Below are 24,438 nucleotides of genomic sequence, written 5' to 3' on the forward strand. Positions count from 1 at the left end.
CCGACCTCGCCCTCAACCCCGAGGACGGCGAGACCACGGCGCGCTCGGCGCCCGCCCGCTTCCTGTTCCGTGCCGACGCTGCGCTGAAACCGGTAGGTCAGCTCAGTGGCGGCGAAATGCTGCGCGCCGGCCTCGCCTGCACCATCGGCAGCGGCCGGCCACCGGAACTGCTGATCCTCGACGAGCCAACCAACCACCTCGACATCCACGCCATCGAGGCGGTGGAGGCTGGCCTCGCCGCCTATGACGGCGCGCTGCTGGTGGTCAGCCACGACCGCGACTTCCTCGCGGCGATCGGCATCGAGCGCGAAATCGTGTTGCCCTAGCGCGGTTTGAATATATCCGCCCAGTTTACAAATGTGAGCGCGCGGGCCTATCGTCGGTGATCTGGCGGAGGAGTTCAAAGGAGCCGCCGGATCACAACAATAAGGGGAGGTTTCGATGCGCAACGCGTCGACGATGACTGCTGCCCTGCTGGGTACGCTACTGCTCTCTACGGCCACCGTTTCCGCCGCCGACATCAAGATCGGCTTCCTGCCGGGCGTGGTCGACCCGTTCTACCAGGTCATGCAACTGGGCGTCGAAGCCGCGGCCAAGGACCTCGGTGTCGAAGTGGTGACCCAGGTGCCGCCGACCTGGGGTGTCGAGGCGCAGACGCCGATCCTCGATGCGCTGGTGGCGCGAGGCGACCTCAACTACATCATCACCGCCCCCACCGATAAGGATCAGATGGTAGCGCCGCTGCAGGCGGCGCTCGACGCGGGCATCAAGATCATCACTGTCGATACTTTCCTCGGCGATGGCGACTATGCCAACGGTCCGATCAAGTTCCCGATCAGTTATATCGGCTCCGACAATGTCGAGGGCGGCCGTATCTCGGCCCGCGGCCTCGCCAAGGCGATCGGCGGCAAGGGCACGGTCTACATCAACTCCACCAACCCCAACGTCTCGTCGGTCGAAGGCCGCGAGCAGGGCTTTGCCGAGGTGATGAAGAACGAGTTCCCCGACATCAAGGTGCTCGGCCCCGACTACAACCTCGATGACCAGAACAAGGCCGCGCAGCAGACCGGCGCGGTGATCGAGCAGAACCCCGACCTCGCCGGCGTGTTCGGCACCAACGTGTTCAGCGCCGGCGGCGCCGGCAACGCGGTGGTCAATGCCGGCCTCGGCGGGCATGTGCAGGTCGTGGCCTATGACGCCACTGCCGAAGCCATCGAGCTGATGGGCAAGGGCGTGGTGTCGCTGGTCCTGGCACAGAAGCCGTTCGACATGGGCTATATGGCGGTGCAGTTCGCCGTCGCCGATGCTGCCGGCGTCACCAGCCTGCCGCGCCGCGTCGAGACCGGCTTCGCCATCATCGACAAGGACAATGTCGCCGATCCCGAATACGCGCGCTTCATCTACAAGGTCGGCAACTAAGCGCCACGCAAAGCGGCCCGTTTCAGCCGCTTGGCCGATCACGCCGAAAACGGCCGGGGCTGAGGTCCCGGCCGCTTCCGTCACTCCATACCCGGGGCAGCCGTGACCGACAGCAAGGCAATTCCAGCGGGGGCCCGGCTTCCGCCTGAAAAGCGTTTCATCCTTCTCGCCAGCCGGCTCTGGGCCTGGGCGTTCCTCGGCTTGATGATCGCGTTCTTCATCATCGTCGTGCCGCTCTCCGGCGGCGCCACCTTCCTGACGTTGCGCAACGCGATGAACATCCTCGTCGCCATCACTCCGGTGCTGCTGCTTGGGCTGGGGCAGACCTTCGTCATCATTTCGGCGGGCATCGACCTCAGCGTCGGCTGGGTGATGAGCCTCGCCTCAGTGGTCTCGGCTCACGCCATCCGGGCCTCGTTCAATGCCGGCGCGCCGCTGTTTCTCGCCGCGACTCTCGGCTTTCTCGCCGCAGTCGGTGCCTCTGCCGGCGTCGGCCTCGTCAACGGGCTGATCATCGCCAAGCTCAAGGTGCCGGCCTTCATCGTGACGCTCGGCTCATCCTTCATCGTCCGCGGCATGGCGTTGCTGTTCGCCGAAAACACCACCGTCATCGGCCTGCCGGCCGAGATCCGCGACTATGGCAATGAATCGCTGTTCTACCTGGTCGGCGGCGAAGGCGGCGGCTTCTATGCGTTCTTCCGTCCCGACGTCACCGGCGCCATGCTGCGCCAGATGGACCGCATCTTCACCTGGCCGGTGGTGATCACCGCCATCGTCGTGATCATCTGCATGTTCATCCTCAACCGCACCCAGTTCGGCCGGCATACCTATGCCATCGGCGGCAACATGCAGGCGGCGCTTCGTACCGGCATTCCGGTCGAGCGCCACATCATCAAGCTCTACATGCTGAGCTCGGTGACTGCGGGCATTGCCGGGTTCCTCTCGACCCTGCGCTTCACCGCCGGCTCGGCGGTGATCGGCGATCCGCTGCTGCTGAGCTCGATCGCCGCGGTGATCATCGGCGGCGTCAGCCTGTTCGGCGGCGCCGGCTCGATCATCGGCACGGTGATCGGCGCCCTGATCATCGCGGTGCTGACCACTGGGCTGGTGATGATGAACGTCCAGGCGTTCTGGCAATTCATCGTCGTCGGCGCGGTGGTGATCATCGCCGTGCTGATCGACCAGTCGCGCGACCTGATCCTTGGCCGCCGTGGGAGAGGATCATGAGCCAACCGGTACTGTCGATCCGCAACCTGGTGAAACGCTTCGGCGGCCTCACGGCGGTCAACGATGTCAGCCTCGACATCAACCCCGGCGAGGTGGTGGCGCTGCTCGGCGACAATGGCGCCGGCAAGTCGACGCTGATCAAATGCGTCTCCGGCGTCCACCTGCCCGACGAAGGCGAAATCCGCTTCGAGGGCAAGCCGGTGAGCTTCCCCAAGCCCATCGATGCACGCAGCGCCGGCATCGAGACGATCTACCAGGACCTGGCGCTGGCCAATAATCTCGATGTGCCGGCCAACATCTTCCTCGGTCGCGAGGTGAAGCATCGCTATCTCGGCGGGCTGATCAACACGCTCAACGACAAGCTGATGCTGACCGAGGCCGAGCAGAGCCTCGCGACGCTCGATATCCAGTTCCCCAGCCTCACCCAGCCGATCGAGAGCCTGTCGGGCGGCCAGCGCCAGGCGGTGGCCATCGCCCGCGCCATCTACTGGAAGGCGCGGCTGATGATCATGGACGAGCCGACCAACAATCTTGGCGTCCCCGAGCAGCAGAAGGTACTGGAGTTGATCCGACGTCTCCGCGACCAGGGCGTGCCGGTGATCCTCATCACCCACACCATGCCCGACGTCTTCGCCGTCGCCGACCGCATCGTGGTGATGCATCGCGGCCGCAAGGTCACCGAGAAGCGGACCGGCGACACCAACGCGTCCGAGCTGGTGCAATATATGGTGGGTGCGCTGGACGATGGCCGGGAAGTGGCGGCCTAGGGCGGTTATTGGCGCTGACCTTCCCCCAACCACGGTCACCCCGGCGAAGGTGAGTGCGGAGTCCCTACCCACCTACGGCGACGCAACCTCTGCTGGCGTTTCCACCACCCCCGGCTCCACCCGCTCGATCCTGAACCCGCTGAACCCCAGCAGCAGCGTAACCAGTGGGCTCGCGATGTTGAACAGGCAGAACGGCAGGTAGACCAGCGTCGGTACGCCAAGCACCGCCGCCATATAGGCGCCGCAGGAGTTCCACGGGATCAGCGGCGAGGTGACGCTGCCGCCATCCGCCACCGCCCGCGACAGGTTGGTCGCGGCCAGCCCGCGCTTGTTGAACTCGGCGCGGAAGATCCGCGCCGGCAGCACCACCGCCACATACTGGTCGCCCGCAACGATATTGAGCCCGAACGCCGTGCCGACCACGGTGGCGATCAGCGAGCCGGTACTGCGGGCCCGCATCAGCACCGGCGTCACCAGCTTCAGCAGCAGCCCGAACTCGTCGAGCAGCGTGCCATAAACCAGTGCGCCGAGGATCAGCCAGATGGTGAGCAGCATGCTCGCCATGCCACCACGCGATAAGAGGCTGTCGACCACCTCAATGCCCGAGTTCGCCTCGAACCCGGTGCCCATCGCCTGCCATCCGGCCTTCACGAATGCCAGCGGCTCCGCCAGCCCGGGCTCGTTGACGAAGCGCAGCACCGCCTCCGACTGCAGGAACGGCGCCAGCAGCGCCGCTGACAGCGCCGAGCCGATGATCGCCAGCGATGGCGGCACCTTGAAGATCGACAACACGATCAGCAGAACCAGCGGCAGCAAGGTCAGCGGCGTGATGTTGAACAGTCTCGACAGCGCCGAAAGTTCCGAGGCGACCACGCCGTCGCTGGCGCCGCTCGAATTGTCGGCCCAGCCGAGGATGCCAAAGCCGATGGCGGCGATCAGCAGCGCCGGCACCGAACTCCAGACCTGCCCCCGCAAATGCGCGTAGATGGTGGTGCCGGTCAGTTGCGCCGCAAGGATGGCGGTCTCGGATAAGGGCGACAGCTTCTCGCCGACATAGGCGCCGGAAATCACTGCTCCCGCGGTGATCGCCGGCGAGACGCCGGCGAGGAACGACAGCCCGACCAGCCCGACGCCGATCGTGCCGGCGGTGGTCCACGAGCTGCCGATGCCCATGGCGATGGCGGCGCAGACCAGGAGTGAGGCGAGATAGAACCAGTCCGGGTTGATCACCTGAATGCCATAATAGACCAGCGTCGGGATGGTCCCCGCCATGTTCCAGGTGCCGATCAGCGCCCCTACCGCGAACAGGATGAAGATGGCGCTGACCACCGACGACACGCCCTTGCGCCCGGCCTCGGCCACCTCCTCCCAGCTGTGCCCGTTCTTCAAGACGATGAACGAGGTGAACATTGCCGCGAGGATGATCGCCACCTGCAGCGGCCCATCCGTCGCCTTGAGCCCGAACAGCAGCACCGCCCCGGCGATCAGCACCGCCAGCACCACGAGCGGCGCCAGCGCGTCGAAATAGGACGGTTCGCGGATACGCCGCGGAGCGGTGCTCAACGCCGCCTCCTCGCCTTTGGCCGGCCAAGCGGCTTGTTGCGGGCCATGTCGGCTCTCCGCGTTCAACGAACACCAGCAGCCATCGCAGCTATTGCCTAAGCTTCCGCTTGCGCCGGATGGCCATGTGACATCAAATAAGATGCAACTATTTACGTGGCCAGTTCAACGATTTTGAACTGAACGGCGCGCCAAGCGCATCAATTCGCCGCTTTGAATGGTAGTACTTGCAGAACGGACGGCCAACACTTCTCGCGCTCCGTACGAAAGCGCACAGTACACGCGTCTGTTTACCAGCCGGGTTGAGGAGATCGTTATGATAAGAGCACTATTCATTGCGGCGATGCTGGCCGCTGGCCTGGGAGCGGTGCCCCAGGTACTGGCGCAGGAGACGTTTGTCATCGTTCCCGACAACCCCGGGGGCGGCAGTGGCGTGGGCAACGCCGTGGCGACCTCCAACGTCAACGTCCGTCGTGGTCCAGGCACCAGTTATGCCGTTGTCGACGTGCTGCGCGCCGGCCAGAGCGTGCGCATCAGCAATTGCAACGGCGGCTGGTGCTGGGTCAACCACGGCGGACCTAGCGGTTGGGTGTCGCAGAACTTCCTGTCACGGACCGGCGGTGGCGGCGGCGACTCGAACGTCCGGCGGCGGGCCTGCTTTTACGACGACATCCGTTTCCGTGGCCGCAGCTTCTGCGTCGGCGTCGGCGACAGCAACCGGGATCTCGGCTCCTGGAACAATCGCATCGCTTCGATCAGCATCAGCGGCGCGATGACGGTGGAGGTCTGCGAGGATCGCAACTTCCGCCGCTGCGAGGACTTCAACCGCGATGTCGCGACCCTGCCCTGGTGGCTGGACGGCAACATCTCCTCGTTCCGCACTTTCCGCTGAACCAATGAGCTAGGGGAGATTCCGGCTCAAGCCGGTATCTCCGGCTCTCAGAACTACCTGACATCGGTCTGTGCAAAGTCGTTGCCCTTATAGAGCAACGGTACTTTTCGGTTCTTTGCGCAGGCGTACGATAGGCAGTCGGCGAGATTCAGCTGCGCAGGATGCCCCCTGCCTTTGCCGTACTTCGCGAACGCTTGCACGGCCAGGTGCCCATCGTCCGCGTCAATGGCGACGACGTCGATCTTGGACTCGGTAAGGAGCTCGTTGATAGATATCTCGGCGTCCGTCGGCTCAACACCCAACTTGGTTGAGAGCCGCATCGCCGCCTCCAAGACGACCAGCGCACTGGTGATGAGAACGGGTTCCCGTTCAAGCCGCCTGGCCCATTCCTGCGCGTCGTCTTCCTCGGATAGAAGCGCCACCAGCACCGAGGTGTCGACGAACATCAGGAGTGACCCCACATCCCGTCGATCTCGTCCTTGGTCATCTCATGGCCGCCAGCATCGCCCTTCGCCCTCAGCCGACCGGCGATGCCCTTCAGGCGCTCCGCCAGGGGAACACGAGACTGTTCAGCTCTCAACTGTGCCTCTAGCGCATCGATGACCGCCTCTGTCAGGGACACACGCCGCTTCTCCGCGAGTTGGCGGGCCAATTGGTGAGCGCGCGGATCGCGAATTTGTAGGTTCATCAGCGATGCTCCTCTGTCGTCAATACAGACTATCATATCTGTAATGACAACCGCAACCACAAGGGCGAAAAGGGGAAGCGACCGAAGCCGCCTCCCCTCCTGAACAGACCCAGCACTCGCGCTGGGCGCGCCATACGGGATCGCCCCGTTCAGTGGCTGCCGACCACCATCCGGTTGCCTTCGCTGTCGCGGAACTCCGCCACCACCCGGCCCGGCTGCCACGGCGCCTCGCCCGGCTCTGTGATGATCTCGACACCCTTGGCGCGGAGCCGCTCGATGGTTCCCGCCACGTCGGCCTCGACCAGCACCAGCACTGGCTCGGCCGATGGCTTGTCGTCGGGGCGGCGGAGGAAGTGCAGCGCCGTGCGGGCGCCGGGGAACTTCACTTCGACCCACCGCCAGCCGTCCGCGCCCATCGGCGCGTCGGCAGCCACCTCACAGCCGAGATTGTCGACATAGAAGGCAATGGCCCGGTCCTGATCGAACACCGGCAGTTCGGCGAACTGGATATGCATCTCTGCCTCCGTCAGTTGGCGAACGAGCTGTGCAGCGCTTCGGCGAACGCGGCAGCCTGCGGGCCGAACCCCATGTGATCGCCGGGGAACCTGGTCGGCGCGATGCCGAGCTTATTGGTCAGCGCCAGGCTCATTTCCTCGATCGGCTGGCCGGCCGACGCCTCGCCGATGGCGACGACGATCTTCGGGTTCCCTGTCTGCAGCGTCATTACATCCGGCGTATAGAGCGACAGCGGCAGCATGCCATGCGCCAGCCAGTATTCGAAATTGCCGCTGACCCGGGCAAAGGTTTCGGCCTCTTCCGGCGGCATCTCGAACTCCGGCGGCGCTTCGGCCGCGTCGCCCGCCTCCTCGAGCCCGTTCATCGAAAAGAACATCCCCATCGCGGCATCGACGCCATCCTTGACGTAGGTGTCGTAGAGCGCCTTGTCGGCCGCCACCGCTTCGCTCGGGTCATCCATCAGCATCATCGAGGGCGGCTCGTGTGCCACCAGCGCCTGCACCAGCTTGGGGTGCCGCGCCGCGAGGTTCAGCCCGATCTGCGCGCCGCCGCTGGTGCCGAACACGTAGGCCGGACCGCTGCCTACAGCTTCGATCAGCGCGGCGGCGTCATCCGCCTGCTGGTCCATCAGCAGCGGTCTGATCTCGCCGTCGAAGCTGGAGCGCGAGTTGCCGCGTGGATCATAGGTCACCACGGTGTAGCGGTCGGCGAGGCGCTGCGCCAATTCGGCGAACACGCCGGCATCCTGCGGACCGCCGGGGATGATCAGCAGCGTCGGACCACTGCCCTGCACCTCATAATACAGCGTCGCACCAGGAACCTTGAGCGTGGCCGGCTTGCTGGCATTGGTCATCGAAACGTCTCCTGCGGTTTGATTTTCGGTCTGCGGCTTGGTTGCGGTTTCTGCCAGCGTGCCAGGGATTGGCAGGGCAAGCGCCCCAACCACCGTGGCAGCCAGCACGAAGCTTCGGTTCGACATTCAAGCTCTCCCTGCTTCTCGTATGACGGCCGGCGCCGTCGACGCGTTCAGAACTGGACCGTCCAGTTCTGTGTGATTGTCAGAAACTAGACTGTCCAGTACTGTACTGTCAATCAGGGCTGTGAGAGTTTTTGGAGAGTGACAGGTCGATGGGCTCGGAAGTGAACGAACACGCGGATGTGGAAGGCGATGGCCGTTCAGCCCGCAAGCGCCGGGCCATCCTCGACGCCGCCACCGAGGTGTTCCTGAAAAGCGGCTATCTCGGCACCAATATGGATGAGATCGCCGCCCTCTCCGCCGTGTCCAAGCAGACCGTCTACAAGCACTTCTCGTCGAAGGAAGCGCTGTTCGTCGAGATCGTCGGCGGCATGACCACCGGCGCCGGCGACACCGTGCACAACGACGTGGCGCAGCTCGGCCCGGACGAAGACCTCGCGGCCTACCTGGTAGAGTATGCCCTGCGGCAGCTGACCGTGGTGCTGACGCCGCGCATCATGCAGCTGCGGCGCCTGGTGATCGGTGAGGTGACGCGCTTCCCCGAGCTGGCCCGGGTGCTCTACGAACGCGGGCCGGCCCGCGCCATGAAGATGCTGGCCGTAGTGTTCAAAGACCTGGCCGGGCGCGGCCTGCTTGATATCGATGACCCGGCAATCGCGGCGGAACACTTCAACTGGCTGATCATGTCAGCCCCGCTGAACCAGGCCATGCTGCTCGGCGACGATGCCATCCCCTCTGAGGCTGAACTGCGTCGCAACGCCGAGGCCGGCGTGCGGGTATTCCTCGCCGCCTATGGCGGTCTCGGGCGATGACGGCGCGCTACGTGGCGTGCTGCGCCTGCGGCGAAGTCGAGCTCGAGCTGACTGGTGCACCGGTGATCAGCCTCATCTGCCACTGCGACGACTGCCAGGCCGGCTCCCGCCTGATCGAGGCCCTGCCCGGCGCACCGGCGATTCTGGATGCCGGCGCCGGCACACCCTACGCGCTCTATCGCAACGACCGGGTGCGCTGCACCAAGGGAGCGGAGCTGCTCGAGGGCTACAAGCTGAAGCCAGCCTCGACCACTCAGCGCATGGTCGCCAGCTGCTGCAACTCGGCCATGCTGGCGCGGCTCCCGTCCGTACTGCACTGGACTCCGGTCTACCGTGACCGCATCGTCCCGCCGGCGCCGCCGCTGGAGATGCGCATCCAGACCAGGTTTATGCCCGCCGACGTCGCGCTGCCCGCCGACTTGCCGAGCGTCAACGGCACGCCGTTTACTTTCGTGGCTCGCATGGTCGGAGCCAAGCTCGCCATGCTGCTCGGCCGCTGAACGGCGACCGGCCTCGATTGTCTACCCAGGAAACAACAAGGCCCGCATCGCTGCGGGCCTTCTTGTCATTCGTCGCGGTACACCTTCTCGCGCCGCTCGTGCATTTCCTGGGCTTCCAGGGAGAGCGTGGCGATCGGCCGGGCGTCGAGCCGGGCGATCCCGATCGGGTCGCCGGTTTCTTCGCAATAGCCGTAGGTGTTGTCCTCGATCCGCTTGAGCGCCGCGTCGATCTTCGAGATCAGCTTGCGCTGCCGATCACGGGTACGGAGCTCAAGTGCCCGATCGCTCTCCGAGGAAGCGCGGTCGGCCATGTCCGGATGGTTCTGGCTTTCTTCCTGCAGATTCTCGAGCGTTTCGCGGCTTTCAGCGAGGATCTCGCTCTTCCACCGCTCCAGCTTCTGCCGGAAATACTCCCGCTGACGCGGGTTCATAAACGGTTCGTCCTGAGTAGGTCGGTATTCAAGAACTTCAGTCGACATTCTGACTCGATTCCAAAACGCCCCTAATGGCGGGCCTTATAGTGGCGCAAGGGCATGCTTCGCAAGCTTTCAAAAGCTTGGTGATTAATCCGTGAGTGGAGAGGCGCCAACTGTGTCAGGCGGGGTACAGTCCGCGCTTGGCCAGTTCGACCCTGGCGCGCAGCTCGATATCGTCGAGCAAAGCGTCCAATCCGGGCTCGCTTCGCTCCCGCGCCTGGGTCAACACAGCCATGAGCTGGTTGAGGCGCCCCTCGGCCATCCGGCCGACCAGCAGGTCGCCCCGCAGCCCCTCGAGCGTATCGATCAACTGGTTGCCGCGACGCACCACCTTCTTGCGCTTGAGCAGCGGATCTTCGACCGCCTGCAGCGCCAGCAATGCATCGAGCGACGTGGTGGCGGCGATCGTCGCGGTCGGCCGTGCGCCCTGAGCCTGCGGCCCCTGCCCGATCTCGAACGCTACGCCGGACGAGCTGGGGCCGGTCGCAGAGCGCCCCGCCACATTGCCTACCCGCGCATTGTTCTCGATCCGCACCGGACTCACCTACCCTCACCACTGCCCGGCAAAATCTGCCGCCAGCAGTTAAGCAAACGTTAATGCGCCCGGCAGGACTTGCCGACCAGCACTATCCGCACCGACCGACTTGGCGCCAATCTCCTGTATTTTCAACGCATTGGCGAAACTGGCACGGTTCTCGCAACACCACTGGCAATCACGGCGCATGGGGATGTGCCGCACTCCGGGGACTGCCAGATGGCCAAATTCAACCTTAAGCGCGCACTGCTTGGTTTTATGACCGCGTTGCTGCTGGTGCCACAGCCGAGCGTGACCTACGCCGCTGCCGCCCGCATCAAGGATGTGGTCAATATCGAGGGCGTCCGCGACAACCAGCTGGTCGGCTATGGCCTGGTGGTTGGCCTCAACGGCACTGGCGATGGGCTCAACAACTCGCCCTTCACCAAGCAGAGCCTGCAAGCGATGCTCGAGCGGCTGGGCGTCAACACCCGCGGCGAGAACATGCGCACGGGCAATGTCGCGGCCGTCATGGTCACCGCCAACCTCTCGGCCTTCTCCACCCAGGGCTCCCGCCTCGACGTCAATGTCGCCTCGCTGGGCGATGCCAAGAGCCTGCAGGGCGGCACTTTGCTGGTCACCCCGCTGCTCGGCGCCGATGGCGAGGTCTACGCCATCGCCCAGGGTTCGGTGACCATCAACGGCTTTTCGGCCGAAGGCGACGCCGCCTCAGTGGTCTCGGGCGTTCCCACCACCGGCCGCATTTCTTCCGGCGGGCTGATCGAGCGCGAGATCGGCTTCGTGCTCGGCGCCCAGCGGACGCTGCGGCTCGCGCTGCGCAACCCCGACCTCACCACCTCGCGCCGCATCGCCCTGGCGATCAACGATTTCATCGGCGTGCCCTGCGCCACGCCCGAGGATCCGGCGACTATCCGGCTCAACCTGCCGCGCAATTTCAACGGCAACATCGTCGACCTGCTGACCGATATCGAGCAGCTGGTGATCGAGACCGACCTGCCGGCGAAGATCGTCATCGACGAGAACTCCGGCATCATCGTCATGGGCAAGGACGTGCGGGTCTCGACCGTCGCCGTCGCCCAGTCGAACCTCACGGTGACCATCGCCGAGAGCCCGATGGTGGTGCAGCCGAACCCGCTGAGCCTCGGCCAGACCGCGGTGGAGCCACGCACCGATCTCTCGGTGAACACCACCGAGACCAAGCTCGCGGTCGTGCCGGAATCGGTGAGCCTGCAGCAACTGGTCGATGGCCTCAACGCGCTGGGCATCAGCCCGCGCGACCTCATCGCCATCCTCCAGGCTGTGAAGGCTTCGGGCGCGCTGCAGGCCGAAATCGAGGTGCTGTGATGCTGAGCTCTGCATCGGGCCTCGGCTTTGCCGGCCAGAACAAGGTGACGACGCTCTCGCCCGCCCAGGTTGGGCACCTTCGCGAGCAGGCAAAGGACCTTGAAGGGGTTTTCCTCAACACCTTGATGAAGGAAATGTTCGCCTCGCTGAAGACCGACGAAAGCGCCATGGGCGGCGGCTTTGCCGAAGAAACCTGGCGCGGCATGCAGGCCGAACAGATGGCCGACGTACTGGCCCGTTCGGGCGGCGTCGGCCTCGCCGATGCGCTGCTGCCCGATCTCATCGCGGCGCAGGAAGCCGCCCAGAACTCCATCCCAACAACAAGAACCAGCGGAGCGCTGAAATGATGAATGCTGCTGCCGAACGCCTCGCGGCCCTCGACTCGCTTCCCGCCGCCGAGCTCTGCGGCCTCGCCATGGAAACGCTCGAGAACCTGGTCGTGGTGCTGAACCAGGAGACCACGCTGCTCCGCGCCGGCCGTGCCAAGGATGCAGGCCAACTCACCGCCGAAAAGACCCGCCTCGCCCAGGACTATATGGGCTTTGCCCGCTCGGTGCAGCGCCAGTCGGCCCGGCTGCGCGCCGAGGCCCCGGCTCTCGTCGATGCCCTGCTCGGCGGGCACGATCGGCTCGCAACACAAATGGCGGAGAATCTGCGGGTCATTGCCACTGCCCGATCGGTCACCGAGGAACTCCTGACCGACGTGGCCAAGGCGATAAGCGCCAAGGCGCGTCCCAAAACCTACGGCGCCAATGGCGAAATCGCCGGTCAGCCGCCGCAGGCCGCCAGTGGTGTATCGATCAACCGCGCGCTCTAGATCGCTACAGTTTTCGGCAAATTGCTTCGAACCGCGAAAGCGCGATGAAAGCCTGGACCGGCATGGTTGCCCGCTAAGTGGCAATTAGGAATGCCGGTCCATGAGCGCCAGAATAGCGCCCGAACCGATCAACATGGGACTCGGAGCCGTAGCGGACTATCGGTCGCGCACGCTGCTCGGCGATTCCCGTCAGGGCTCGGACCAGCCGGACACTCCGCCGCCACCTCCTCCACAGTACACTGCCGCACAGCTGCTGCCGCCTTTACCCGCGCCGCCACCCCCGCCGGGCTCGGCTTTCGCCGCGGCGCTGCTCTCCGGCCAGTTGCCGCCCAAGCCCACCAGCGACCGCGAAATCATCCTCAGGCTGGGGAGTGCCGACCTGCCGGCGCAGGGCTCGCTGGCGCTCCACGATCGGCGGGTCTGATCCCGCTCGATTCTGCGCCATCCTGATCCAGTTTCCTAACCGCCTCTCGTCCGGCGCGCGTTCGACAAGAACTGCTGAAACGCCGTTTTCCCCATGATATCCAAGGCTTTGCGGCCGACATCGAGGCGTCACAGAACACAAAATTAACTGCGTTCGGCAGTACCCCGTTAACCATTCTTAAGCCGGCCGAGGCTACGATCAGCGTCAATCTCAGGACGAGATTATCGATTTAGCCAGAAGGGATTCCACCCATGCCGGAAGTTAACCTGTCAAAGGCGGTTCGCTCGAACCTCCTGAGCCTCCAGTCCACCGCTGCCTCGATGGCAAAGACGCAGGAGCGTCTCGCCACCGGCCTGAAGGTGAATACTGCGCTCGACAACCCGACCAACTTCTTCACTGCCGCGTCGCTGAATAGTCGTGCGTCCGACATGGCAAACCTGCTGGACTCGATGTCGAACGGCATCAAGACCATTGAAGCCGCCGATAATGGCCTCACCTCCATCACCAAGACCGTCGAGTCGATGCAGTCGGCCCTGCGTCAGGCGCGCCAGGACAAGTCGTTCAAGACCATGTCCTATGCGCTTGATGCCTCGATCGGTACCACCACGGCCAAGTCGATCTCTTTCGAGGACGGTGCTATCGGCACCGCCCCGATCTCGATCGCGCTTAACACCACCGGCGCCGGTTCCCCGGCAACGTCCGGTACGCTCTCGTCGACCTTCGGCTCTACGCTGACCTTCGACAACGCCGGCGACCAGTTGAACTTCTCGATCAACGTCGATGGCGCCGGCCCGGTTGCCGTCTCGATCGACGCCCAGACCCTGACTGATGCCGGCATCACCGGCACTACCATCGACGACGGCGCCGAGTTGCGCGCTGCCGTTGGCCAGGCCCTCACCGATGCCGGCGTGACCGGCGTGACCGTGGGCGGCACGGGTTCGGCCCTGACGCTGACGTCGAACAGCTCCGGCGCCGGCTCATCCATCGCGCTCACCGGCGTGGCCGCGGTCGACGGTGGTGGCGCCGCCCTCACCAACACCTCGGGCATTGCCAACGGATCCAACACGGGTGTCGCTGGTGTGGCCGCCGGTGCAGTGAAGACGGTTGATGCCCTGGTCCAGGAAATCAACAGCAACACTTCGCTGAAGGACAAGATCCGTGCCTCCAACGACAACGGCAAGCTCCGCATCGAGAACCTCTCGACTGAAGAGCTCACCATCAACGGTATCAGCTCGGCCGGCACAGTCGATGGCGGCGCCAGCATCGGCGAAATCGACGGCAACACCGTTCGCAAGAACCTCGTCACCCAGTTCAATGAACTGCGCGACCAGCTCGACAAGTTCGCCGACGATGCTTCCTTCAACGGCATCAACCTGCTCCGCGGCGACAAGCTCAAGCTGACGTTCAACGAGACCGGCACTTCGACCATCGACATCCAGGCCAAGAACGAGAATGGCGACCCGATCGCCATCAACAACACCACCCTGGGCATCGACCACGTCGTCAACGCCGACTTCGACCTCGACTCGAGTCTCGACGGTAAGCTTGAGATCCTCGGCACGGCACTCGGCAAGCTCCGCTCGCAGGCCTCGTCCTTCGGTTCGAACCTGTCGATCGTGCAGAACCGCACCGACTTCACCAAGAACATGATCAACACGCTGGAAACCGGCGCGGCGAACCTGACCTTGGCCGACACCAACGAGGAAGCGGCGAACCTCTTGGCCCTGCAGACCCGCCAGCAGCTGAGCTCGACTGCCCTGTCGATGGCCTCGCAGGCCGACCAGGCGGTGCTGCGCCTGTTCTAAGGCCAGCTACCCCCGAAACATCAAAGGCGGGCTTCGGCCCGCCTTTTTCTTTGCCTACGCGACTTTGCGTATCACTTCGAGGCACCAAGCAAACTGCTCATTAACTTTGCCTCGAATGCCCCGGGCATTTACCTCGAATGCCCACGGCAAACTTCAATTCAGCGATCGAACTTAAGACTTCTTTTGCCGGTCCCGACCGATGATCCAGCCGCGTCTCAGGAGAGACGGTTAGTAACTGAGTACGGACCCAGAAAGGGCCTCCAAAATGGCTGATGTAAATCTGTCAAAGGCAGTTCGCTCGAACCTGCTGAGCCTCCAGTCCACCGCTTCTTCGATGGCCAAGACGCAGGAGCGTCTCGCCACCGGTCTGAAGGTGAACTCGGCGCTCGACAACCCGACTAACTTCTTCACCGCCGCTTCGCTTAACTCTCGTGCCTCGGATATGGCGAGCCTGCTCGATTCCATGTCCAACGGTATCAAGACCATTGAAGCTGCGGACAATGGCCTTTCGTCGATCACCAAGACCGTCGAGTCGATGCAGTCCACGCTCCGTCAGGCGCGCCAGGACAAGTCGTTCAAGACCACGTCCTACGCGGTCGACTCCACTACCATCGGGACTTCGTCGGTGAAGACGCTGTCGTTCGAGGGTGGCGCTGTCGGTTCTTCGCCGGTCAGCATCAACCTGAACACGACCTCGTCCGCAGCAACGCCGGCGACCGTTGCCGGATCCGTGGCTGTTGCCGACGACACCGCACTGCAGGCCTTTGCCGGCCAGACGCTCACGCTGACCTCGGGTACCAACACCACGAGCTTTGCGATCACCAATACCTCGACCAAGGCTGAACTTGAAACGGCCCTGTCATCGGCCGGCTTCACCGCCGCCTTCGACTCCGGCACCAACGAGCTCGGGATCACCCGTGCCGACGGCGCCAACTTCACCGGGTCGGGTGCGGCCGCAACTAGCCTCGGCGTAGCTACGACATCGACCGACGGCGTCGCTGCGGTAACCGGTGCGGTCAAGACCGTCGACGCTCTGGTGACCGAGATCAACGGCAACTCGTCGCTGAAGGACAAGATCCGCGCCTCCAACGACAACGGCAAGCTCCGCATCGAGAACCTCTCGACCGAATCGCTTGAAGTGACCGGTGTCGGTTCGGATGGCGAAGTCGACGGCACAGCCGGTACGTCGGAGATCGGCGGTAACGAAGTCCGCAAGAACCTGGCCAAGCAGTTCAACGAACTGCGCGACCAGCTCGACAAGTTGGCTGATGACGCTTCGTTCAACGGCATCAACCTGCTCCGCGGCGACAAGCTCAAGCTGACGTTCAACGAGACGGGCACTTCGACCATCGACATCCAGGCTAAGGATTCCGATGGCGACGCGACCTCGATCAACAACACGTCGCTTGGCATCACCTCGGTGCAGGACTCCGACCTCGACAGCGACGCGTCGATCGACGCCAAGCTGGGCAAGCTCGGCGACGCCCTAGGGACCCTGCGTTCGCAGTCTTCGGCCTTCGGCTCGAACCTGTCGATCGTGCAGAACCGCCAGGACTTCACCAAGAACATGATCAATACCCTCGAGACCGGTGCGGCGAACCTCACGCTTGCCGACACCAACGAGGAAGCGGCTAACCTCCTCGCCCTGCAGACCCGTCAGCAGCTGTCGTCGACAGCCCTGTCGATGGCCTCGCAGGCCGATCAGGCCGTGCTGCGTCTGTTCTAAGACGGTCAGTCCAAGACAAGACGAAGGCGGGCTGCGGCCCGCCTTTTTCCTTTCCTGGATACTGTTCTTCGGTCGGAATTAACCGGCTGTTTCCGATTATGGCCCGATAGATACAGCATATTGACGAGCCGAGCCCCAGGACGCGGGCAATTTAGACAGACCAGAAGGTTTGTAACGTGGCTGATGTAAATCTCTCCAAGGCGGTTCGCTCGAACCTGCTCTCGCTCCAGTCGACCGCCGCTTCGATGGCCAAGACCCAGGAGCGCCTCGCCACTGGCCTCAAGGTCAACTCGGCGCTCGACAACCCCACCAATTTCTTCACCGCGGCGTCGCTCAACAGCCGCGCCGGTGACATGTCCAACCTCCTCGACTCGATGTCGAATGGCATCAAGACCATCGAAGCTGCCGATAACGGCCTGAGCTCGATCACCAAAACGGTCGAATCGATGCAGTCAACGCTGCGCCAGGCGCGGCAGGACAAGTCGTTCAAGACGCAGAGCTTTGTTATCGATGCCGCGGCCAACGGCAACATCTCGTTCTCGGATGGGGCTATAGGCACTCCAGCCGTGAACGTGGCAGTGGGGTCGGGCACAGCTGTGCAGTCCACTGTCGCGGCCAGCGCCGACTATCAAGCGCCAACCTCGCCGAATGCTTCCGTCTCTTTCGCGTTCAGTAATCCGGGCGGTACACACATGGCGTCCGGACTAAACGTCGAAGTCGACGGCGGTCCGTTCATGACCGCAGACGTCACCAGTGCCGAACTGACCCAGGTGGGAAACCTCGACAACGTTGTGGACGGCATCGACGAGTACACCGACGCCCTCAACCTCCACCTGCAACTGAACAACAACGACGACGAACTGGTTGCCAGCAATGATGGCACCAGCATTACTTTGACGACGACCAGCACGGGCCCTGCTGCCTCGATCGAGGTTACAGGCCTAGTCGGCAATGCGGCCGCGTACGGCTTCACCACGACGCCGCAAACCTTTGGTTCCGTCGGAGGCAGCAAGTCCATCAGCATTTCGAACGGCACCGCGACTGCTAACATTACCCTCAGTTTCGCTGATGCCGCGACGGTTGGCACTGCACGCAGCTACATCCAGTCGCAACTGACAGCCCAAGGCGTCACCGGCATTACTGTCGGCGGCACCGGCAATCGCATCGACCTGACCGGAGCCGCCAACGGCTCCAACAGCATCACGGTAGGCGGTGCCGACGCCGACGACGTATTCGGCGCGGCGCCGACTGTTGCCGCGGGCACTACGGCCGGCACCTTCAGCGTCGATCAACTGGTCCAGTCGATCAACTCCAACACTGCACTCAAGGACAAGGTCCGCGCCTCCAACGACAACGGCAAGCTCCGCATCGAGAACCTCTCGACGGAAGCGCTTGAGATCGGCGGCATCGGCACCGATGGCGAGATCGACGGCACATCAGGCACTGCCGAGATCGGCGGCAACGAGGTGCGCAAGAACCTGGTCAAGCAGTTCAACGAGCTGCGCGACCAGCTCGACAAGCTCGCCGACGATGCCTCGTTCAACGGCATCAACCTGCTGCGTGGCGACAAGCTGAAGCTGACATTCAACGAATCCGGCACCTCGACCATCGATATCCAGGCCAAGGATGCCGACGGCGATCCGACCTCGGTGAACAACACCACGCTCGGCATCACTTCGGCGGTCTTCGCCGACTTCAACAGCGATGTCTCGCTCGACGCCCGGCTCGGCAAGCTCGGCGATGCGCTGGGCAAGCTGCGCTCGCAGGCCTCGGCTTTCGGCTCGAACCTGTCGATCGTCGAGAATCGCAACGACTTCACCAAGTCGATGATCAACACGCTGGAAACCGGCGCGGCCAACCTCACGCTCGCCGACACCAACCAGGAGGCGGCGAACCTGCTTGCCCTGCAGACCCGCCAGCAGCTGAGTTCGACAGCCCTGTCCATGGCCTCGCAGGCCGACCAGGCCGTGCTGCGGCTGTTCTGATCGCACAGAGCGCCTTACTGAGGACCAACCACCACCGTGAGCAGTGGTCGATCTGGCCCACTATGACCACCCCACACTCGATGTCATCCCAGCGAAAGCTGGGATCCATTTCACCACCTGCACCGGGGGATCGTTGGGTCCCAGCTTTCGCTGGGATGACGGCCGGTGGGTGAATCCAAGACCCAGCCAAACCGCCGGCCAGTGTGACCGAATAGTACACCCACGGAGACTTGTGGGCGCCCCGCCTTTTCCGTTGCCAGCTCGTAAAGCCGCGGGCCATCGTCGCCGCCATGACGCCGTACCGAGACATTCTGGCCATCCCGGCGCAGCGTCGGCTGCTGTTTGCCGCCATTCCCGCCGATTTCGCCGATTGGTTCGACTATGTCGCCGTCGTCGCGCTCATCGCCTATGTCTGGGGCGAAGGCCCTGTGGCGCTGGCTTTGCTGGCGCTGGCCTTCGCCCTGCCCTATGTCGTCGCCGGACCGCTGCTCGCCGCCTGGGTCGACCGGGCCGACTTGAAGCTGGTGCTGCTGCTCTCCAATCTCGGCCGCGGCGTGCTGACCTTCGCACTGGTGATCGCCCCCAATGTCGAGATCCTGCTGCTGATCGTGCTGCTCCGCGGCATCGTCGATTCCGCCTTCACCCCGGCTCGGCAGTCTGCCATCCAGCTAACCACACCCGAACCGTTGCTGATGGCGGCCAATGGCCTGCACCAGGGCATCAACCAGGCCAGCAAGATCGTCGCGCCGGCCTGTGGCGGGCTGCTGCTGGCGCTGGTGCCGGCGCAAGGGGTGTTTGTCATCAACGGCGTGCTGTCGGTGGTGGCGTTCCTGATCCTGCTGGGGCTGAAGCTGCCGCCGCGGGCTCACATCGAGCATGACGCCGAAGAGCCCTTCTTCGCCCGTGTCGCGGGTGGCATCGCCGAGTTCGGGCGCAACCGGGTGCTGCTCGCCGTGCTGATCTTCGCCTCGGCGGCGAACTTCACCTTCTTCCTCTACGACACGCAGATTGCCTTGCTCACCAGCCAGCTCGGTTACGATGCGACGGCCTTCGGCCTGACCATCACCGCCTCCGGCATCGGCGGCATGACCGGCGCCTACCTCGCCGGGCTGATGCGGCCGAACCGACCGCTGCTGCTGATGGCGCTTGCCGCGCTCGTCTCCGGACCGGTGACGGTCGGCACTGCGCTGGCGGCGGCCTGGGGCGTCGCTATCCCCTTCCCCCTGTTCTGCCTGGTGATGGCGGTGATGGGCGGCACCACCGTGTTCATGCTGGTGCCCTACCGCTCGGTGATCCAGTCGGAAACCCCGCCCGACCGCATTGCCCGCGTCAGCGCGGCCGGCGAAGCGGCGATGACCACCGCGATGATGGCCGCGCCGCTGCTCGGCAGCCTGATCGTCACCGGCTTTGGCGTGCCAGCGCCATTCATCGTCGGCGGCGGGCTGATTATCCTGCTCGGCCTCGGAGCCCTCGCATTCGCCTTCCGCCGGTAGCGTTTTGGTGACGAGGCGCATGCAGTATGCTGCACCACGGAATCACGGGGTTGAACCACCGACATGTCGTTAAAGGTCGAGTTGAAGCCGGGCGAACGCCTGATCGTCGGCAACTGTGTCATTACGAACTCGGATCAGCGCACCCGGCTGTTCATCGACGGCAAAGCGCCAATCCTCCGCGAGAAGGACATCCTGACCTTCGAAACCGCGACTAGCCCGGCCAAGCGCATCTACTTGGCTGTACAGCTCATGTACATTCATGAAAACGTCGAACGATTGACCCAAGACTACTTTCAACTGGTCAACGACATCATCACGGCAGCGCCATCAACAATCCGCATTGTTGACGAAATCAATAACGAGATATTAACCGGCTCCCTGTACAAAGCACTCAAGGCTGCGAAAAAGCTGATCCAGTACGAACAGGAACTCCTCGGCAATGCAGAATAGTGCGGCGCTCGCCTACCAGCAGGTAGGCAGGCAGACGGTCAATCCTCGTCTCCTCGAGGCCAACCTCCTCTCTCGAGCTGCCGGACAAATGCAGCGCGTGCGTGACGACTGGGAGAACGAGCGTCACGAGCTCACCGCCGCCCTGATGTTCAACCGCAAGCTGTGGACGGTGTTTCTCGGCTCGGTGACCGGCGAGGAAAGCCAGCTGCCCAAGGCGCTGCGCGAGAACATCGCCAATCTCGGCCTGTTCGTGATGAAGCAGACGATGACCATCCAGGCCGAGCCTTCGGCCAACAAGCTCACCGTGCTGATCAACATCAACCGCGAGATCGCCGCAGGCCTCCGCGCCGGCCAGAGCTGAGCTCGAGCGCGGATCGAGCCTGAAAAAGCCCGCGAACATCGCGGGCTTTTGCATTTCCGGGCGCCGGTGTCTCGCCGAAGGACTGACCCCGGAGGACTGCGCCCCTCTCCCCCAGGGGAGGCAGGGCAATCGCATATGAAAGCCACCCGCTACGCGCCACCTTCTCCCCAGAGGGGAGAAGGGACACCAGTGCATCCGCAGCGAAGCGTAGCAGGCAACCAACCTACTTCCGCGGCGCCGATTTCGGCTTGGCCTGGGCTCGCGATGTCGAGGTCGACCTGGACTTCGGCTTCGGGGCGATAGCTTCGGCGGCGGCGTTCGCCGGAACGTGGGCGGCGGCGGCTGCCTTGTGCGGCAACCCTGCCCCGGCGGCGCGCCGGTTGCGCCGCTCCTTGGCGATGATGTTGATCGCCTCGACCAGCACCGAAAAGCCCATGGCGGCGTAAATGTAGCCCTTGGGGATGTGGAAGCCGAGACCGTCCGCCACCAGCGAAGTGCCGATCAACAGGAGGAACGCCAGCGCCAACATCTTGGTGGTCGGGTGCTTGGCGACGAAATCGGCAACCGGGCCGGACGCAATGAACATCACGCCGACGGCCACAATCACTGCGGCGATCATCACTTCCACATGGTCGGCCATGCCCACGGCGGTCACGATCGAGTCGATTGAGAACACCAGGTCGATGACGATGATCTGGCCGATGATCGCCGCGAATGCTTTGGTCGCCTGCTGCTTCAGATCGGCCTCGTGCGGCTCCTCGAGCTCGGCATGCATCTCGTGCGTCGCCTTGTAGACGAGGAAGGCGCCACCAGCGATCAGGATCAGGTCCTTCCACGACGGGGCGAAGCCCATGATGTCGAAGGCCGGCTGCGTGAGGCTGATGATCCAGGAGATCACCAGCAGCAACAGGATGCGGAAGATCAGCGCCAGCGCCAGGCCGAGCTTGCGGGCGCGATCCGCCTGCTCCTTGGGGAGGCGCGACACCAGCACCGAGATGAACACGATGTTGTCGATGCCGAGCACGATCTCCATCGCCGTGAGGGTCAGGAAGGCAGCCCACACATTAGGATCGTAGAGGAGTTCCAGCATCGACAGCTCCGGTGGTGATGATCAGGTGGCGCCATACTTAGGGCCGTGGCACGATTGTTGGAAGAGTGCGCGCGCGGCTCCACACAGGGTGCGGTTTTTCACCGCGCCCCCGGCCCGTGGCACGATCGCATCGTGCCGAAGCTGGCCGGTCCATGTTGCCGCTGTTATTGTAAGGGCTCGGCTCCACTCGAAAGTTTCCCCATGGACGCGTTCTCTCCCATCCCCGCCCTGATTGGCGGTGTGCTCATCGGGCTCGCCTCGGCGCTGCTCTGGCTCGGCAATGGCCGCATCGCCGGCATCTCGGGAATTTTCGGGCAGTTGCTGCCGCCGGCGCGCACCGTGGTGTGGCGGCTGGTGTTCCTCGCGGCGCTGGTGCTTGGGGCCCTCGCGGCCGCCTGGCTGATCCCTGGCCTCGGCGTCGGTGGCCCCGGCGGCGCTTCGGCGCAACTGGCCTCACCGCCGGCGGGCTGGAATATCCCTGCCCCGCTCTGGATCGCCATCTCCGGCCTGCTGATCGGCTTCGGCACCAAGATCGGCAATGGCTGCACCTCGGGCCACGGCGTCGCCGGTATCGCCCGACTGTCGAAGCGCTCGTTCGTCGCGGTCGGCGTGTTCTTCTCGGTCGCCATCCTCACCGTCGCCGTCACCGGGATCGTCTGATATGGCCGCCAACCTTCGCCTGCCCTACCTCGCCACCGCCGCCGTCAGCGGCCTGCTGTTCGGCGCCGGCCTCTACATCTCGCAGATGGTCGATCCGCTGAAGGTGCTGCGCTTCCTCGATTTCACCGCCATCCCCACCGGCGGCTGGGATCCGAGCCTCGCCTTCGTCATCGTCGCCGCCATCGCCGTGATGTTCATCGCCGTACGTGTTGGCCGTATCAGGCAGGCGCCGCTGTTTGACGCACAGTTCCATGAGCCCGAGTTCCACCATATCGATGGGCCGCTGGTCGGCGGCGCCGTGCTGTTCGGCATCGGCTGGGGCATGTCGGGCATCTGCCCGGGCCCGGCGATCTCGCTGATCGCCTTCTGGCCTGACAATCTCTTGACCTTCCTCCTCGCCCTGTTCGCCGGCTCCTATGCCGGTGCGCTGGTCATTCCGAGCGGCCGCGACGAGCGGCTGGCGCTGGCCCGATGAGCGGCGCTCCTGAAGCCGTCGTCGTCGGTGGCGGGCTCGCCGGCGTGGCAGCAGCGGTGGCTGTCGCTCGCGCCGGGCTCCGCACCCTCCACCTCGCGCCGAAAGGCCCGCCCGACCGGCGCACCTCGGCGCTGATGGGCCCGAGCGTCGATTACCTCCGCGCCTCCGGCCTGATCGACGATCCCGCCGCGCTCGGGCACCCGCTGACCCAGATCCGCATCATCGACGCCACCGACCGGCTGCTCCGCGCCCCCGAGACGCTGTTCGACAGCAAGGATGCCGGCCTCGAGGCGTTCGGCTGGAATTTTCCCAACATCAAACTGCTCGAAGCCTTCGAGGCCGCGCGTGCCTCGCTCCCCAACCTCGAGACCCGCGAACTGGCCCTCTCCTCGATCGAGCGCGGCGCCACCGGCTGGGTGCTGACCCTCGCCGATGGCAGTGTCGTCGAAGCACCGCTGGTCGTCGGCTCCGACGGCAAGAAGTCGCTGGTGCGTGTCGCCACCGATTTCCGCGCCCGCGAACACGGTTTCACCCAGGCGGCACTGGTCTGCGACCTCGAGCTCGGCCGCCCGCTCGGCGGCGCCTCGGTCGAGTTCCATTACCCGGAGGGCCCATTCACGCTGGTCCCAGCCGGCGGGTCACGCGCCAACCTCGTCTGGATCGATGACCGCGAGGTGCTGAAGGCAGCCCAGGCCACCGGCCAGGATGGCCTCCGCACCACCTTCCTCGAGAAGTCGCAGCGGCTGTTCGGCGATATCCAGCTGTTGACCCCGGCACACATGTTCCTGCTCTCGACCCTCACCGTCGAGCGCGCCGGCATGGATGGCATCGTGCTCGCCGGCGAAGCGGCGCACGCCTTCCCGCCAATCGGTGCGCAGGGCCTCAACCTGGGGCTGCGCGATGTCGCCGATCTTGCCGCGGCACTGGCTGCCACCGACCGCACTGCCCCCGGCTGGGCCAATGCCGTCAGCACCGACTACGCCGGCCGCCGCGCCGATGATCTCGAGCGCACCGGCGGCATGGTCGACGCGCTGTTCCGCTCGCTGCTCAGCGACTTCCTGCCGGCCCAGGCGCTGCGCGCCGGCGGCCTCTGGGCCCTGCGCCTGCTGCCGCCACTACGCAAGCGCGCGTTTGGGCTGGGCATGGGGCGGGGGTGAGTTCACGAGACACAGCGCTACTGCTCTGCACCGGCGTCATTGCCGCGCAGGCGGGAACCTAGTGGGATGCTGCGGCACCCACTGAAGCTGTGAGATCCCACTGGGTCCCCGCCTGCGCGCATGTGCGCTAAGTTAGGTGCTGTTGGGGATGGTTCTGTGGCCGCCAACCCCTCACCCGTCTCGGCCTTCGGCCGATCCACCCTCTCCCCGACGGGGAGAGGAAAAGAGGCGATCGCTGGGCTCTCCGGATTCTTCTCCCCGTCGGGGTCGCGGGACGAGGGCA

26 protein-coding genes and 2 pseudogenes are annotated in these 24,438 nt (G+C 64.4%); 20 read left to right on the plus strand and 8 right to left on the minus strand.

Going from position 1 to position 24,438, the window contains the following annotated elements:
- From VW23_RS04080 to VW23_RS04095, 4 genes and pseudogenes are all read left to right on the plus strand, one after another.
- Window positions 1-326 (plus strand): annotated as a pseudogene (locus VW23_RS04080) (ABC transporter ATP-binding protein); the annotation flags it as partial.
- Between the two features lie 115 nt (window positions 327-441).
- Window positions 442-1,419: an ABC transporter substrate-binding protein gene (locus tag VW23_RS04085; protein ID WP_069908317.1), complete on the plus strand. Its 978-nt coding sequence runs from the start codon at window positions 442-444 to the stop codon at window positions 1,417-1,419.
- A 102-nt stretch (window positions 1,420-1,521) separates the two neighbouring features.
- The gene (locus VW23_RS04090; RefSeq protein WP_084645506.1) at window positions 1,522-2,646 is read left to right on the plus strand and encodes an ABC transporter permease; all 1,125 of its coding nucleotides are present in this window, start codon (window positions 1,522-1,524) and stop codon (window positions 2,644-2,646) included.
- Window positions 2,643-3,413: an ATP-binding cassette domain-containing protein gene (locus VW23_RS04095; RefSeq protein WP_069908318.1), complete on the plus strand. Its 771-nt coding sequence runs from the start codon at window positions 2,643-2,645 to the stop codon at window positions 3,411-3,413. Before VW23_RS04090 ends, VW23_RS04095 begins: the two co-directional genes overlap by 4 nt.
- A 72-nt stretch (window positions 3,414-3,485) precedes the next feature.
- On the opposite strand, the gene VW23_RS04100 is transcribed toward VW23_RS04095, so the two are convergent.
- A complete protein-coding gene (locus tag VW23_RS04100) occupies window positions 3,486-4,976 on the minus strand; it encodes a Na+/H+ antiporter NhaC family protein (protein WP_244513373.1) in 1,491 nt (496 codons plus the stop codon).
- A gap of 313 nt (window positions 4,977-5,289) precedes the next feature.
- Between VW23_RS04100 and VW23_RS04105 the strand changes: the two genes are divergently transcribed.
- Window positions 5,290-5,865 carry an SH3 domain-containing protein gene (locus VW23_RS04105; protein ID WP_176730324.1) on the plus strand — a complete coding sequence of 192 codons (576 nt, stop codon included), beginning with the start codon at window positions 5,290-5,292 and terminating at the stop codon, window positions 5,863-5,865.
- Between the two features lie 53 nt (window positions 5,866-5,918).
- Here VW23_RS04105 and VW23_RS04110 read toward each other — a convergent pair whose 3' ends face one another.
- The 4 genes from VW23_RS04110 to VW23_RS04125 form a co-directional block, all read right to left on the minus strand.
- The gene (locus VW23_RS04110; protein ID WP_069908320.1) at window positions 5,919-6,311 is read right to left on the minus strand and encodes a type II toxin-antitoxin system VapC family toxin; all 393 of its coding nucleotides are present in this window, start codon (window positions 6,309-6,311) and stop codon (window positions 5,919-5,921) included.
- Complete coding sequence (locus tag VW23_RS04115) at window positions 6,311-6,553, minus strand: type II toxin-antitoxin system VapB family antitoxin (protein WP_069908321.1); 243 nt, start codon at window positions 6,551-6,553, stop codon at window positions 6,311-6,313. The genes VW23_RS04110 and VW23_RS04115 overlap by 1 nt, the downstream gene beginning before the upstream one ends.
- A 149-nt stretch (window positions 6,554-6,702) precedes the next feature.
- A complete protein-coding gene (locus VW23_RS04120) occupies window positions 6,703-7,068 on the minus strand; it encodes a VOC family protein (protein WP_069908322.1) in 366 nt (121 codons plus the stop codon).
- A gap of 11 nt (window positions 7,069-7,079) precedes the next feature.
- A complete protein-coding gene (locus VW23_RS04125; RefSeq protein WP_141728214.1) occupies window positions 7,080-8,048 on the minus strand; it encodes an alpha/beta fold hydrolase in 969 nt (322 codons plus the stop codon).
- 149 nt (window positions 8,049-8,197) lie between these two features.
- Here VW23_RS04125 and VW23_RS04130 point away from each other — a divergent pair, with 149 nt between their 5' ends.
- Window positions 8,198-8,857 carry a TetR/AcrR family transcriptional regulator gene (locus VW23_RS04130; RefSeq protein WP_069908323.1) on the plus strand — a complete coding sequence of 220 codons (660 nt, stop codon included), beginning with the start codon at window positions 8,198-8,200 and terminating at the stop codon, window positions 8,855-8,857.
- On the plus strand, window positions 8,854-9,357 hold the full coding sequence (locus VW23_RS04135; protein WP_069908324.1) for a GFA family protein: 504 nt from the start codon (window positions 8,854-8,856) through the stop codon (window positions 9,355-9,357). Before VW23_RS04130 ends, VW23_RS04135 begins: the two co-directional genes overlap by 4 nt.
- 65 nt (window positions 9,358-9,422) lie before the next feature.
- Here VW23_RS04135 and dksA read toward each other — a convergent pair whose 3' ends face one another.
- A complete protein-coding gene (dksA, locus tag VW23_RS04140) occupies window positions 9,423-9,836 on the minus strand; it encodes an RNA polymerase-binding protein DksA (RefSeq protein ID WP_055882371.1) in 414 nt (137 codons plus the stop codon).
- Between the two features lie 115 nt (window positions 9,837-9,951).
- Window positions 9,952-10,368 carry a flagellar assembly protein FliX gene (locus VW23_RS04145; RefSeq protein WP_069908340.1) on the minus strand — a complete coding sequence of 139 codons (417 nt, stop codon included), beginning with the start codon at window positions 10,366-10,368 and terminating at the stop codon, window positions 9,952-9,954.
- 258 nt (window positions 10,369-10,626) lie between these two features.
- On the opposite strand from VW23_RS04145, the gene VW23_RS04150 reads away from it, so the two are divergent.
- From VW23_RS04150 to flaF, 10 genes are all read left to right on the plus strand, one after another.
- Window positions 10,627-11,712, plus strand: coding sequence for a flagellar basal body P-ring protein FlgI (locus VW23_RS04150; protein ID WP_069908341.1), 1,086 nt, complete (start codon window positions 10,627-10,629; stop codon window positions 11,710-11,712).
- A complete protein-coding gene (locus VW23_RS04155) occupies window positions 11,712-12,059 on the plus strand; it encodes a rod-binding protein (RefSeq protein ID WP_069908325.1) in 348 nt (115 codons plus the stop codon). The genes VW23_RS04150 and VW23_RS04155 overlap by 1 nt, the downstream gene beginning before the upstream one ends.
- The gene (locus tag VW23_RS04160; protein WP_069908326.1) at window positions 12,056-12,529 is read left to right on the plus strand and encodes a hypothetical protein; all 474 of its coding nucleotides are present in this window, start codon (window positions 12,056-12,058) and stop codon (window positions 12,527-12,529) included. Before VW23_RS04155 ends, VW23_RS04160 begins: the two co-directional genes overlap by 4 nt.
- A 100-nt stretch (window positions 12,530-12,629) precedes the next feature.
- Window positions 12,630-12,953 carry a hypothetical protein gene (locus VW23_RS04165; RefSeq protein ID WP_069908327.1) on the plus strand — a complete coding sequence of 108 codons (324 nt, stop codon included), beginning with the start codon at window positions 12,630-12,632 and terminating at the stop codon, window positions 12,951-12,953.
- Between the two features lie 251 nt (window positions 12,954-13,204).
- Window positions 13,205-14,758, plus strand: a complete 1,554-nt coding sequence (locus VW23_RS04170) for a flagellin N-terminal helical domain-containing protein (RefSeq protein ID WP_069908328.1) — start codon at window positions 13,205-13,207, stop codon at window positions 14,756-14,758.
- Window positions 14,759-15,023: 265 nt separating this feature from the next.
- Window positions 15,024-16,484 carry a flagellin N-terminal helical domain-containing protein gene (locus VW23_RS04175; RefSeq protein ID WP_069908329.1) on the plus strand — a complete coding sequence of 487 codons (1,461 nt, stop codon included), beginning with the start codon at window positions 15,024-15,026 and terminating at the stop codon, window positions 16,482-16,484.
- Window positions 16,485-16,660: 176 nt separating this feature from the next.
- Complete coding sequence (locus VW23_RS04180; protein ID WP_069908330.1) at window positions 16,661-18,469, plus strand: flagellin N-terminal helical domain-containing protein; 1,809 nt, start codon at window positions 16,661-16,663, stop codon at window positions 18,467-18,469.
- 290 nt (window positions 18,470-18,759) lie between these two features.
- Window positions 18,760-19,962, plus strand: coding sequence for an MFS transporter (locus VW23_RS04185; protein ID WP_141728215.1), 1,203 nt, complete (start codon window positions 18,760-18,762; stop codon window positions 19,960-19,962).
- 63 nt (window positions 19,963-20,025) lie between these two features.
- Window positions 20,026-20,412 (plus strand): flagellar biosynthesis repressor FlbT, encoded by a 387-nt coding sequence (gene flbT, locus VW23_RS04190; protein WP_069908332.1) that lies wholly within the window; start codon window positions 20,026-20,028, stop codon window positions 20,410-20,412.
- Window positions 20,402-20,773 (plus strand): flagellar biosynthesis regulator FlaF, encoded by a 372-nt coding sequence (gene flaF / locus VW23_RS04195; protein ID WP_055882398.1) that lies wholly within the window; start codon window positions 20,402-20,404, stop codon window positions 20,771-20,773. Before flbT ends, flaF begins: the two co-directional genes overlap by 11 nt.
- A 367-nt stretch (window positions 20,774-21,140) precedes the next feature.
- On the opposite strand, the pseudogene VW23_RS04200 reads toward flaF, so the two are convergent.
- Window positions 21,141-21,863 (minus strand): annotated as a pseudogene (locus VW23_RS04200) (TerC family protein); the annotation flags it as partial.
- Window positions 21,864-22,064: 201 nt separating this feature from the next.
- On the opposite strand from VW23_RS04200, the gene VW23_RS04205 reads away from it, so the two are divergent.
- The 3 genes from VW23_RS04205 to VW23_RS04215 are packed head-to-tail and all read left to right on the plus strand — an operon-like array spanning window position 22,065 to window position 24,155.
- Entirely contained in the window at window positions 22,065-22,523 is a 459-nt protein-coding gene (locus VW23_RS04205) for a YeeE/YedE family protein (protein ID WP_069908334.1), read from the plus strand.
- Window position 22,524: 1 nt separating this feature from the next.
- Window positions 22,525-22,998 (plus strand): DUF6691 family protein, encoded by a 474-nt coding sequence (locus VW23_RS04210; RefSeq protein WP_069908335.1) that lies wholly within the window; start codon window positions 22,525-22,527, stop codon window positions 22,996-22,998.
- Complete coding sequence (locus tag VW23_RS04215) at window positions 22,995-24,155, plus strand: FAD-dependent monooxygenase (protein ID WP_069908336.1); 1,161 nt, start codon at window positions 22,995-22,997, stop codon at window positions 24,153-24,155. Before VW23_RS04210 ends, VW23_RS04215 begins: the two co-directional genes overlap by 4 nt.
- Window positions 24,156-24,438: the final 283 nt, after the last annotated feature.

Origin of the sequence: Devosia insulae DS-56 (genome assembly GCF_000970465.2) — a bacterium.
GTDB lineage: Bacteria > Pseudomonadota > Alphaproteobacteria > Rhizobiales > Devosiaceae > Devosia_A > Devosia_A insulae.